Origin of the sequence: uncultured Winogradskyella sp. (genome assembly GCF_947495255.1) — a bacterium.
Taxonomy (GTDB): Bacteria; Bacteroidota; Bacteroidia; order Flavobacteriales; family Flavobacteriaceae; genus Winogradskyella.
Genome location: NZ_CANLYI010000001.1, coordinates 62,292 through 74,876, shown reverse-complemented (window position 1 = coordinate 74,876; position 12,585 = coordinate 62,292). Strand labels below are relative to the sequence as shown.

At 31.5% G+C, this 12,585-nt stretch carries 13 protein-coding genes; 7 read left to right on the top strand and 6 right to left on the bottom strand.

All coding sequences use genetic code 11. From position 1 onward, the window contains the following. Positions 1-8 precede the first annotated feature (8 nt). Positions 9-1,109: a hypothetical protein gene (locus tag Q0807_RS00325; RefSeq protein WP_299105032.1), complete on the top strand. Its 1,101-nt coding sequence runs from the start codon at positions 9-11 to the stop codon at positions 1,107-1,109. A gap of 121 nt (positions 1,110-1,230) precedes the next feature. Here the strand turns inward: Q0807_RS00325 and Q0807_RS00320 are convergent, their stop codons facing one another. Continuing rightward, positions 1,231-2,352, bottom strand: a complete 1,122-nt coding sequence (locus tag Q0807_RS00320; RefSeq protein ID WP_299105030.1) for a DUF748 domain-containing protein — start codon at positions 2,350-2,352, stop codon at positions 1,231-1,233. Positions 2,353-2,481: 129 nt separating this feature from the next. On the opposite strand from Q0807_RS00320, the gene dnaG reads away from it, so the two are divergent. Next, on the top strand, positions 2,482-4,449 hold the full coding sequence (gene dnaG, locus Q0807_RS00315) for a DNA primase (protein ID WP_299105028.1): 1,968 nt from the start codon (positions 2,482-2,484) through the stop codon (positions 4,447-4,449). 71 nt (positions 4,450-4,520) lie between these two features. On the opposite strand, the gene Q0807_RS00310 is transcribed toward dnaG, so the two are convergent. Beyond that, a complete protein-coding gene (locus tag Q0807_RS00310) occupies positions 4,521-5,150 on the bottom strand; it encodes a response regulator transcription factor (protein WP_299105026.1) in 630 nt (209 codons plus the stop codon). A gap of 135 nt (positions 5,151-5,285) precedes the next feature. Next, a complete protein-coding gene (nadE, locus tag Q0807_RS00305; protein ID WP_299105024.1) occupies positions 5,286-6,074 on the bottom strand; it encodes an NAD(+) synthase in 789 nt (262 codons plus the stop codon). An 85-nt stretch (positions 6,075-6,159) separates the two neighbouring features. Here nadE and gldB point away from each other — a divergent pair, with 85 nt between their 5' ends. Continuing rightward, positions 6,160-7,119, top strand: coding sequence for a gliding motility lipoprotein GldB (gldB, locus tag Q0807_RS00300; RefSeq protein ID WP_299105022.1), 960 nt, complete (start codon positions 6,160-6,162; stop codon positions 7,117-7,119). Next, on the top strand, positions 7,119-7,457 hold the full coding sequence (gene gldC, locus Q0807_RS00295; RefSeq protein ID WP_299105020.1) for a gliding motility protein GldC: 339 nt from the start codon (positions 7,119-7,121) through the stop codon (positions 7,455-7,457). The genes gldB and gldC overlap by 1 nt, the downstream gene beginning before the upstream one ends. Positions 7,458-7,459: 2 nt before the next feature. Here gldC and Q0807_RS00290 read toward each other — a convergent pair whose 3' ends face one another. Together Q0807_RS00290 and Q0807_RS00285 are read right to left on the bottom strand one after the other, a co-directional pair. Next, a complete protein-coding gene (locus tag Q0807_RS00290; RefSeq protein WP_299105018.1) occupies positions 7,460-8,434 on the bottom strand; it encodes a hypothetical protein in 975 nt (324 codons plus the stop codon). Between the two features lie 339 nt (positions 8,435-8,773). Next, positions 8,774-9,532 carry a hypothetical protein gene (locus tag Q0807_RS00285; RefSeq protein WP_299105016.1) on the bottom strand — a complete coding sequence of 253 codons (759 nt, stop codon included), beginning with the start codon at positions 9,530-9,532 and terminating at the stop codon, positions 8,774-8,776. Positions 9,533-9,762: 230 nt separating this feature from the next. Between Q0807_RS00285 and Q0807_RS00280 the strand changes: the two genes are divergently transcribed. After that, on the top strand, positions 9,763-10,386 hold the full coding sequence (locus Q0807_RS00280) for a DUF4230 domain-containing protein (RefSeq protein ID WP_299105013.1): 624 nt from the start codon (positions 9,763-9,765) through the stop codon (positions 10,384-10,386). On the opposite strand, the gene Q0807_RS00275 is transcribed toward Q0807_RS00280, so the two are convergent. Beyond that, positions 10,383-10,691 carry a rhodanese-like domain-containing protein gene (locus Q0807_RS00275; protein WP_299105010.1) on the bottom strand — a complete coding sequence of 103 codons (309 nt, stop codon included), beginning with the start codon at positions 10,689-10,691 and terminating at the stop codon, positions 10,383-10,385. The genes Q0807_RS00280 and Q0807_RS00275 overlap by 4 nt on opposite strands. Before the next feature lie 111 nt (positions 10,692-10,802). Here Q0807_RS00275 and Q0807_RS00270 point away from each other — a divergent pair, with 111 nt between their 5' ends. Continuing rightward, positions 10,803-11,372, top strand: a complete 570-nt coding sequence (locus tag Q0807_RS00270) for a TetR/AcrR family transcriptional regulator (protein ID WP_299105008.1) — start codon at positions 10,803-10,805, stop codon at positions 11,370-11,372. A gap of 68 nt (positions 11,373-11,440) precedes the next feature. Beyond that, positions 11,441-12,514: a 2Fe-2S iron-sulfur cluster-binding protein gene (locus tag Q0807_RS00265; RefSeq protein WP_299105006.1), complete on the top strand. Its 1,074-nt coding sequence runs from the start codon at positions 11,441-11,443 to the stop codon at positions 12,512-12,514. The last annotated feature ends 71 nt before the right edge of the window (positions 12,515-12,585 follow it).

The following is a 12,585-nucleotide window of genomic DNA, read 5'->3' as shown; positions in this document are numbered from 1 at the left end:
GAACAGTCATGAGTACAATTACAAAATTATTAGTAGGCTTAGTTTTAAGCATTACACTATCTAACTTGCAAGCGCAAACCCAAGAGGTAGATTCTATTCAGAAAGAGAAGATAGATTCTAAAATCGTTAAACTCGAAGAAGAAAAATCTAAAATTGAAGAGAATGAAAAGTCAATTTTAAAATTAAAGATTCAAAAAATAAATGATAGACTAGATGCTGACGAGATAACAGCAGCTGAAGCTGAAAACTTAAAGAAAGAAGCGGCTAAAACAGCAGTTCTTAATATTGAAAATAGAACCGTTATTATAGATAAGCAAATAGAATTAATAAAACGAAATGCATACAATTCTGACCAGTATAGTAAAGATGATGATGTTGGTTTTACATTTAGAATTGGTGGAGACTCTAGTGAGCATGATAAATTTTTATATCTAGGCGATTCATCAAAAGACAAACCTCGAAAATATGATTTAAGAACATCTTCCGACCTTGTATTTGCTTTTGGTTTTAATAATACTTTAATCGATGGACAAAACTTAGACGATTCACCATATAAATTGGGAGGCTCCGGATTTATAGAATTAGGTTATGCATGGAAAACAAGAATTTTTGAGAATACTAATTTTTGGAGATTAAAATACGGTTTCTCGTTTCAGTGGAATAAATTGAAACTTAAAGATAATAACTACTTGGTAAATACAAATGGAGATATTTCATTACAAGAATTCCCGTTAGATGCAAGTAAAATTAAATTTAGAACGACAAACTTGGTTTTTCCTATGCACATAGAATTTGGACCTTCTAAAAAGATTGAGAAAGAGGATTATTTTAGATATTCAACACATAAAAAACTAAAAATAGGTTTGGGTGGTTATGCTGGTATAAATATTGGGAGTGTTCAAAAAATTAAATACAAAGAAGATGGAGAACGTGAAAAAGATAAACAACGTGATCAGTTTGAAGTAAGTGATTTAGTATATGGATTAAGCGGTTATGTTGCTTTAGGAGAAGTTGCATTGTATGTAAAATATGACCTTAATCCAATGTTTAAAAATCAAGTTGTAGATCAAAATAATATTTCAGTCGGACTTCGATTTGATATGGACTAAATAAGTTATCAATCAATCAATCAATCAATCAATCAATCAATCAATCAATTTTAAAAAGCCTAAGTCTAAATATAGATTTGGGCTTTTTATTTGTTTGTACGAGCTTTTTAGATGTATTAGTTTAGTCTTTTTCTTTAAAAGCATCTTCATATTCAATCTCGTCATCTACAGCACCTTTAAATGCTTTTATCCAGGCGTTTTCAAAAATATTAATTACACCAGGTAAAATACCAGCTTCAACATTATTAAGGTTACCTTCAATAGGGATTTTTGTAGCTAAAGTATCGGTGCTCTGGTTTTTTAATATAAATTTAAAGAAGCCCACAAATCCTTCCCATAAAACACTAAGGAAGCTGTCTTCTTTACTTATAAGTTTTGAGTCAGTAACTAATGGTTTCATGTAACCTTTCATATAACCATCTGCAATAGCTATTTCACTGAATAATTCAAATGTTCCAGATTCAAAATCAATTCCAGCATAATGTTTTGTAAAAGGGTTTAAAGATGTTACACTTGCTTTTTTTAGACCAAATTCAATATTCATGTCTGGTACCTCTTTAATGAGGTTGATATTACCATTAAAGGTTATATTACCATTGCCAATTGAGGTTGCTGTTGCATGTATAGGTGAGGGTAATGTTCTATCATAAGAAGATACATTTCTTAAGTTTTTAGCATATAACTCTAATTGGTTAAAATGTAAATCTATATTTGGGTTCGCTTGTAGTTCTACAAATGCAATTTTACCGTTATGAATTTCAAAGTTGTTTAGATCTATAGGCACTAAATCGGTTAATGCTTTTGTCCAATCATTAGAGTTTGGAGTTTCTCCATCGGTTTGTTGGTCTTCCATCACATAAATAACCTCTGGATTATTCATTATTATTTCACTAACTATTTCACCCTTAAGCAATGATTTCCATTCTATTGAAATATCAGTTTGAGGGAAATTTAAAAATGGGACTTCCGTTTTGGCGTTAACTTTATTGAGATACAAACCTTTAATAACATATGCTCCACGCAGTAAGGAAATATCAATGCCTTCTACTTTGCCATAATACCCAGGAAGTTCGGCTAAGACTTTATTAACTTCAGACTTTACATAAAATGGCAAATAGAGCCTTAGTCCTATAAGACTTACAATAACAATTAGTGGTATTCTATATCGCTTTTTGTTGTAGAATTTACGTGATTTTGTGGAAGTTAGAGAGTCATCTTTATTGGTTGTTGAAGGTTTGTCCATATCGTAAATTTAATAAAACGTAGCTTATTGTTAATTCTAATTATTTATTGTTTAACATTTGTGGTGGTGCAGTTTCCTTAATTATCGAATTATCTTCTTAAATTTACAGACTATTTAATTTACAAAATATTGATTTCACAAAGTTCCATAGCACAAGTATTTGAAACCGCTCGCGTAGAAGAGGTAATTGGTGATTTTGTACAACTCAAAAAATCAGGAAGTAGCTTTAAAGGTTTAAGTCCTTTTAGTGAAGAACGTTCACCGAGTTTTATGGTGTCGCCTGTGAAACAAATCTGGAAAGATTTCTCCAGCGGTAAAGGTGGTAATGCAGTGACCTTTTTAATGGAGCACGAGCATTTTACATATCCTGAAGCTATAAAATATTTAGCTAAAAAGTATAACATAGAAATTGAAGAAACTGAAAGAACAGACGAAGAAAAGGCACAACAAGATGTAAGAGAAAGTTTGTATTTAGTAAGTGAATATGCAAATACTTATTTTCAGAAAGTTCTGCATAATACTAACCAAGGTAAAGCAATAGGATTAAGTTATTTTAAGGAACGTGGATTCACAGAAGAAACAATTAAGAAATTTCAATTAGGTTATTCTTTAGATGAATGGCAAGCCTTTTCAGATGAAGCTTTAAGTAAAGGGTATAAGATAGAGTTTTTAGCAGCAACAGGCCTTACAATTGTAAAAGGCGAGAAGCATTTCGATAGGTTTAAAGGTCGAGTGATGTTTCCTATTCATAGTATGAGTGGGCGAATTCTCGGTTATGGTGGTCGTATTTTAACAAACGATAAAAAAGCAGCTAAATATTTAAACTCACCAGAGAGTGAGATTTATCATAAGAGTAAAGTGCTTTATGGCTTATACTATGCTAAGCAAAGTATTGCTAAAGAAGATAATTGTTATTTGGTAGAGGGATATACAGATGTGATTCAGTTTCATCAAACCGGAATTACAAATGTTGTTTCATCCTCTGGTACTGCTTTATCTGCAGATCAAATTAGATTAATTAATAGATTAACAAATAATATTACAGTACTTTTTGATGGCGATGCTGCAGGTGTTAGAGCATCTCTACGCGGTATCGATTTAATTCTAGAGCAAGGTGTCAATGTAAAGGTATGTACGTTTCCAGATGGTGAAGATCCAGATAGTTTTTCAAAATCAAATACTCTAGAAGAACTTAAAGAATATCTCAGTGAGAATGCCAAAGATTTTATTCAGTTTAAAGCATCTTTATTAGTTAAGGAGGCAAATAATGATCCAATAAAAAAAGCAGAGACAATACGCGAAATTGTAAATAGTATTGCTTTAATTCCTGATCAGATAAAACGCGAAATCTATATTCAAGAGTGTGCTCGTATTATGGATATTAGTGAAAATGTACTGTTTAGTACATTAGCACAGATTAATAAAAAAGATTCTCAAAGTGCTAGTCAAAATTATCCTCCACCAGACCAGCAAGCTTTTCAGGTTGTAAAGAATGAACCAGAAACGAAAAGAAAGGTTGATGTTCAATTTGAATTAGAGCGAAAAATTATAGAGATTTTAATGCTTTATGGAGATAAGACAGAGCAATTTGATGACGAAATGTTAGTAGAAGATGCAGCTTCTGGCGAGATGCTTTCAGAGCCTACAAAGCAAGAAGCGCGTGTTTTTGAGAAGATATATTTAGATTTACAAGAGGACGAAATGCAGTTTTCTAATCCACAATTTAAGGCGCTTTATTATTCTATTATAGATAAACTGAATCAAGATGAGAATTTTTCGACTAAGAATTTTGTCAATCAACTCGATCAAGATTCTGCAAGTACAATAACTACTATTTTAATGGAAGATGAACGTTATAATCTCCACGATTGGGAGCGAAATATGATTGTCCCAAAGGAAAAGACAGATGCTGTAGCGCAATTAGTAAGTCAGACCATTCTAAGTTTACGATGCCATCTAATAGATCGAAAAGTAGAAGATTATAAAAATGAAATACTAAAAAATGAGTCTGATTCACGCTCAATTATGGAAGATGTTACGGACTATTTAGGTCTCAAGATGTTACTTTCTAGGAAATTGGGGAAGGTTATTGGCTAATTGTTTTCAATTAAAAATGCCATATAAAATTACTTTATATGGCATGTGATATTTTTTTTGTTAAAGCTGAATTATGCTAAATTATGATGCTTGGCTTGGTGAATTAAATCTACAATATTAGTTACACTTAATTTTTTGAATAAACGTGCTTTATAAGTACTCACTGTTTTTTCATTAATATCTAATTCTTGAGCTATTTCTTTATTTTTTCTGCCAATAGAAAGTAATTTTAATACCTCTACTTCTCTAGTGGATAATTTTTTAAACATTCTACTTCTGCTTTTACGTGTGTCTTCATAGCGTAAGTGTTTGTCCATTTTTTCGCTTAGTGAAGTTTCACCTGCGTGAATTAAACGTACAGCTTTTTCAATTTCTTCAACCTTTGCTGTTTTATTTAAATAACCAGAGGCTCCAGCTTTTAATGTGCTAATAGCATAAATTTCTTCAGGCTGATGGCTAAACATTAATACATTAACAGATTTATATTCTTTTTTAATGGCTCTAAGTGCAGTGATACCATTTAATTCTGGGAGGTCAACTTCAGAGATAATAACATCTACATTATTACGTCTTACAAATTCAAATATTTCGATTCCGCTTTCTAAACTACCTATAACTTTTAAGTCTGGTTTACTATTAAGAAATAGTTCTAATCCCTTGCGAACAATGGGATGATTATCAACAAGTAAAATATGTATCATTACTATTGTATTTAATTTTTGGTTAGGGTCATTATTGTTTTAATAGGCTATTATCAATACAATGCGTAGATTCAATTAATCAAAAATAGTGAAAAATTGATAATTTTTACTAATTAATTCTATTAAACGCAATATTTATTTTAAATTATTGGGAATTTCGCAAACAGGAATCGCTATCATTTTATGCTTGTTAGAATTGTTATATCTAGTGAAAATTTCAAACGCTTCACGCTGTCTTCCTTCAAAATCTGATGCTGTTTTTCCTTCATCCTTCATTTTCATTGCCCATTCTAATTCAGGGTAAGAAGCTCCGATTTGATCTTCATCACTACGAGCATCGCCAAATAAACCATCACTTGGTGCAGCTTTCATAATAGACTCTGGTACTTTAAGATAATCACCAATTTTGTAGACTTCAGTTTTTAATAAATCTGCAATAGGACTTAAATCTACGCCACCATCACCATATTTGGTATAAAAACCAACACCAAAATCTTCAACTTTATTTCCTGTACCTGCTACTAAAAGTCCTAAGAGACCGGCATGGTAATAAAGAGTAGTCATACGTAAGCGAGCTCTAGTATTAGCTAAAGCCATATCTACTGTGGCTTGTTTACCTTCTAAGCTGACTTCTGTTTTAAATTCCTCAAAAACAGGTGTTAAGTCTACTCTTGTGTCTTTTACATTAGGAAACCGCTCCTTTAATTGCGCTATATGCTCTTGTGCTCTTGTGACATGACTAGCAGCTTGGTGAATTGGCATTTCAATACATAAAAGGTCTAAACCTGTTTTGGCGCATAGTGTTGAGGTAACGGCAGAGTCTATTCCGCCCGAAATACCAATTACAAAACCATTAACACCTGCTTTAGTTGCATAGTCCTTTAGCCAATCTACAATATGATTTACAATCTTTTCTGTCTGCATAAATTTTTAATTTTTATTACAAAGAAGTGTACCTTTGCACAACAAAAATAACGCAATCGTGTTAGGATTAAAAATGTTTTACAAAATGCGGATAAGATTTTTTATAATATTATTGTTAGGGTTGGTTCTTTTGTCTTGTGATGAGGAGTCTAAAGTTGAAAAAGAAATTGCTGAAATCGATGTTAATTTTGATGTAGAACGTTTTGATAAAGCATTTGCTGAAGCTGAACCAAAAGATTTACCAAAGATTAAAGGAGCTTATCCATTTTTCTTTATTAGTGATCCAGATGCTTTTTGGATTGAAAAAATGAATGACAGCTTACAAAACGAATTATTAGCGGAAGTACAGCGTAAATTTCCTGACTTAGATGCGTCAAAGAAAGAACTGAAAGGTTTATTTCAACATTTAAACTATTACGATAAGGCGTTTAAAGCGCCAAGAGTAATTACTCTAACCAATGATGTAGATTATAGAAATAAAACATTTGTTAATGATTCTTTAGTACTTATTGCTTTAGATAATTATTTGGGTGCTAATCATGAGTTTTACCAAAACATACCAATGTATATTGCTTCTAATATGGAAGGAAATCAAATAGTATCAGATGTCGCAAATGATTATGCCATAAAATATATGTTTCAATCTAATAGAAGGACTTTGTTAGATGAAATGATTTATTTCGGAAAATTACTCTACTTCAAAGATGTTATGATTCCTTTTAAAACCGACGCGGATAAGATTGGTTATACTGAAGCTCAAATAAAATGGGCTGAAGCAAATGAGAGCCAGATTTGGAGTTATTTTATAGAGAAAGAATTATTATATAGCACTAACAATAAATTACCAAGCCGTTTTATTGCAGATGCACCTTTTAGTAAATTTGGACTTGAGTTAGATAATGATTCGCCAGGACGATTAGGTCAGTATATAGGATGGCAAATTGTAAGGGCTTATGCAGAAAATACAGGTAAAGATGTGATGAAAATTATGCAAACTGAACCTGAAGAAATATTCACTAAATCGAATTTTAAACCAAAAAAGTAATGGCTAAAGTTATAAAATCTAAAATTGTATTAAACGTTGAACTTGATGAAAACCGAGTGCCAGAAAAACTTAACTGGTCTGCACAAGAAGGAGGCGTAAATAATGAAGAAGCTAAAGCAGTAATGTTATCCGTTTGGGATAGTAATGCTCAAGAAACTTTAAAAATAGATTTATGGACTAAGGATATGCCAGTAGATGAGATGAAACTCTTTTTTCATCAAACCTTGGTGACTATGAGTGATACGTTTTTAAGAGCAACACAAGACGAAAAAATGACAGCTACCATGAAAGATTTCTGTGATTATTTCGCCGAGAAGTTAGATCTTGAAAAGAAGTAATCTTATAGATTATCTGGGTCGTTTACCTTTTTGTAATAAGGTTCTAGTTTAAAACTTTCAGAAGGTACAGTAGTAAAATTATCTTTATTCATTTTTTTATGTTTAACGAACTTTGTTGGGTCATATACGGTCCAAATAATAAGCTCGTTTAAGCGACCTGCTTTTGTTTTCTTGTCAATTTCAATTTTCCTAATCATGCGGTCAACTGCATCTTGATCTCCTAATTTTAGGATTTTTTGAGAGTTTTGACCACTGTTAATTCTATATTCTACCCAATATTTGCTTACAATCCTGTTTGCTCTAGCTACATCTATCGCTGTTTTTGGTTTTTTCTTTGCAGCTGCGGCAGATTCTTTTTCTGCTTTAAATAGAGATAGACTACTTTCAGCTGGTTTCTTTGGTTTTGTGTAAGTTACCTTTCTTGTAAGTCTAGGTTTAGGAGTTGCTTTTTTACCTGCAACCGCTATATCTGTCCTTTTGGTATTAATTTCTGTGGTAGATACTTCTTGTTCCGTTGCTTCAATAGCTGCAACATTTACTTCAATAGGAGGCTCAATTGGTTTTTCTATACTAGCAACTGCTTCGGTTTTAGGTTTAGATTTTGTTCCAAATAAATCAGAAGTATCCGAAATTAATTGAGCTGTATCAGGTAAGTCAAATGGCTCGTTTCTTAGTAAGGTAATAACAATAAGTTTATCACTAAGTAAGGCTTCAACGATAAATCTTCCTACTGGAACATCAGCAATAGGTATGATAGCTTCGGTCTCTCTTACTCTAACAACGCGTTCAAAATCGTCATTAAAAATAACAACTTCATAGATAGTTCGCTCACATTTTAATATAAGGCTATCTCCAGTTTTATTTAGATTATGCTTAAGTTCTTTCGCTCGTACATTTACGTTTTGGTATAATGTAGATTTTTGGCCATAAACTAATGACGCCAAAAGTAAGAACACAGTTGTGTATAGTATTTTCATGTTAAGTAGGTTTTTGTTTTGGGGAAACAATGTCGCAAAGATGTACTTTTCCTTGTTAAAAACAAAGGTATTTGCTTTTAAATTAGCAGTTTCAAAAATTAGCTATGGTGCATATTTTATTGGTTAAGGTACATTACGCCTCGATGTAACACTCAAAATGCGGTATGAAATGTTAGCTGTTTTCTTACGGAATTTTGCCAGTAATTGATGTATATAACATCGATTTTACAGTATATATAAGTTGTATCTAGCTCAAATTTATCAGTTAATATTAAAATTTAGAAGTTTAATCAATCAAAAAATACTCCTTTTTAAATGTGTTGTATTAACTAGTTGGATTTATAAGTCTTGAGCTTTGTTCTTTGTTGCGTAATAGGGCGTTCTGTTAAATGAGTCTGTAGTTGAAGTATATACAAAATCTGGATTAGAAACTTGTTTTTCCATAAACTCTCTTGTATTGTACACTTCCCAAATAGTTAATTCATTTAGTTTGCCACAGTCACTATCTAGCTCTACCTTATGTTTTAAAATCATTCTGTCTACAGATTTTTGGTCAGCTAACTTCATGGTTTTACTAGATCCTATCTTATTATTGGTTTGAGATATTACCCAATAGAATTTATTGGTTGTAGTATTTTGTTGTGTCGCTTTTTCTCGTGTGAGCATAAAGGATATGCTTTTGTTTGGTGCGTTTTTAATAACAGTTAATGTTTCATCTAACATCATGCCTTGGCCTTCAGCAGGTTCATTAATATTAGTAAGGTCATTAGATTTGTACTCTTCATGTTTTATTAAATCAATCAGAATAATTTTGTCCGTAAGTTTGGCTTCAATAATAAATTTACCTTCAGGAAAATCTTCTAATGATATTTTTGTTTTTAAGTCTTCAACAATGACGGTTTTTTCAAAATCTTCATTAAAAAAATCAACGTTAACAATTTTGTGGTCGCACTCTAAAACTAAACTGTCCTTAGTTTTATTTAGGCTGTGCTTTAATTCTCTAGCTTGTGGATGTGTGTTTTTAATTAACGTGAAGTTCTGGCTATAACTAGTCAGTGTAGCGAATAGGATAAGTAGTGTGCTTATAGTTTTTAACATAATAATCACTTTTTAGATTAGAGGGATTCCTTTAAATACAATGTTGGTCACATATGTATTTGCTTATTCTACAACTAAGTTAAAACCTTAAAAACGAATCTTGTATATAATAATGATGTGTTGCGTTTTTTATAGATGATGCACACTCATATACGACATAAGGTAAAAAAACAAGTTTTAATAATAACGAATTTTAAGTGCCATAAATTGTAAAATGTTTAAATTGGCCTATGAAAAAAATACTATTTGGTGTCATTATCACAATTATACTTGTATTTACGTTTAAATATTGTGATGATAAAAATGAAGATAAAATTATTATTGAAGAGCACAGCGCTTTAATTCAAGAACAAATTAAGAATGTTGGTAAATTAGTAGTTACAGAAGGTCATTTTTCTGAAGTATTTAGCTATAAAAATTCAAAAGCCATTTTTGGGGATTATCTTTCTGCAGATAAAAAAGCACTTGTCGTTGTTAATGCAGACGTAACGGTTGCTTACGATTTAAGTGAAATTGAATACAAAATCGATGAAGCCACTAAAACACTTCAAATTATAAGTATACCAAAAGAAGAAATTAAAATCAGTCCAGATTTTGAATACTACGATATACAATCTGATTACTTAAATCCGTTTGAAGCCAAAGACTATAATAATATAAAGGAAACAGTGAGTAAATCACTAATGAAAAAAATTGAAGCGTCAGATTTAAAATCTAATGCCCAAAATCGTTTAATAAGTGAACTTTCAAAATTCTTTATGCTTACCAATTCATTAGGTTGGACTTTACAATATAACGAAAGCCCTATTGAAGATTTAAATCAATTACAGAACCTAGAAGGAATCTTAGATTAACCCAACTTACGTTGTAAACTTGTAATACCTCCACCATTTATGGCGTCAATGCCATTAGATTTTAAGATATTTGCGGCATTTGCAGAACGCATACCACTTGCGCAATGTGCAATCACAGGTTTGTTTAGTTTTTTAACTTCGTTAATTCTATTTTCTAATTCTTGAACCGGAATATGTATTGCGTTTTTAATATGACCTCCTTGGTATTCGCTTTTAGTTCTAACATCTAAAATTACTGCACCTTTTTCAATGTATTCTGCAACATTGTTAGTTGATTTTCCAAATAAAGCATTTAATAATCCCATAGTATTTAATTTTTGTCAAAAATCCGAAAAGCATTCTAGAACATACGTAACCAAAGTTACATTATATATATGTTACATTAAAAACTTCTTATTTTAGTGCTTTAATTAAATATGAAATCAGAAACGAGACAACAAGAAATTATTAGAGTAGCAGCCAAGTTATTTAAAGAAAAAGGCTATAGCGCTGTGACAATGCGAGATTTGGCAAAGGCAATGGGAATGAAAGCTGCTAGTTTATATAATCACATAAAATCTAAACAAGATATTTTAAAGACTATCATCATCTCACTAGCACAAGAATTTACTGAAGGTATGCAGTTAATTCAATCTTCTGATGCTAATTGCATTGATAAATTAAATAAGATAATAGAACTTCATGTGAAAATTTCTAGCCAAAATATATACGGCATGGCATCATTAAATAACGATTGGATGCATCTAGAAGAGAAATTAGACTATTATCAGCAACTAAGAGACGATTATGAAAATGATTTTAGAAATATTCTTAAAAGTGGAATAGCTTCAGGTGAAATAATAGACATTAAATCAGATGTAATGATGTTTTCTATCTTAACCACCTTGCGTTCCCTCTATATGTGGATTCCTAAAAAGGAAGACATAAATCTAGAAGAATTATCCAATTCGTTATCGCAAATCCTCATAAAAGGAATTAACAATTAGTTTAGATTAAATTTTATAACTTTGCTTAGTGAACTAACAAGTGTTAGTTTTTGTTATAAAAATTAATAATGGCGCAATTTTATAAGCTCAAAATAAAAGACATTTACAAAGAGACGGAAGATACTTCTGTTATAGATTTTCATGTTCCAATAGCACTTAAAAGCGAATTTCAATTTCGTCAAGGGCAGCATCTAACACTAAAAGCAGATATTAATGACGAAGATGTTCGTCGTTCTTACTCACTTTGTTCTGGTCCAAATGATAACCAATGGAAAGTAGCAGTTAAGTTAATTCCAGAGGGTAAGTTTTCAACCTATGTAAACGAAAGTTTAAAAGCAGGAGATGAAATAGAAGTCATGTCGCCAAGCGGAAATTTTGGAATTCCTGTGCAACCAGAAGTATCTAAAAATTATTTATTTTTTGCGGCAGGAAGTGGTGTAACACCAGTACTTTCCATGATAAAAGCTCACTTATCAGCAGAGCCAAACGCGACTTGTAAACTGTTTTATGTAAATAAAACAGCAAAATCCATTATTTTTAAAGAAGAACTAGAACAATTGCGTAATACATTTTTTGGCAGACTAGAAATCTATTATTTCTTAACTAAAGAACGTAGAGATATCGAGTTGTTTAATGGTAGGTTCGACGATGAAAAAATGAAGGTTCTAACAAAGACTTTTATTGATATTCCAGATACAAGTGAAGTCTTTCTTTGTGGACCTGAAAAAATGGTAAACTACGTTAGTGAATATCTCATTAATGCAGGTTTGCCAAAAGAATTAGTTCACTTCGAGCTTTTTGTTACCGGACTTTCAGAAGAAGATATAAAACGAGCAGAACGTCTTGCAAAACAAAATGTAGAAGGAACTGAAGTCACTATAGTTGATGGAGGAAAAGAATTCTTATTCACCATGACTAAAGAATACGATAATATCTTAGATGCTGCCTTAGGAGCAGGCGCTGACTTGCCATTTGCTTGCAAAGGAGGTGTTTGTAGTACTTGTAAATGTAGAGTTATTGAAGGTGCTGTAGAAATGAAAATTAATTATGCGTTAGACGATAAAGAAGTTGCACAACAACTGGTACTAAGTTGTCAAGCAGTGCCAACAACAGAGAAAGTTGTAGTAGACTTTGATGTCTAAAAAGATTTGTTATTCCTGCCAATTCAGGAATTTGAAAAATATATTGAAAAAGAAAAATTAAGTTCAACATG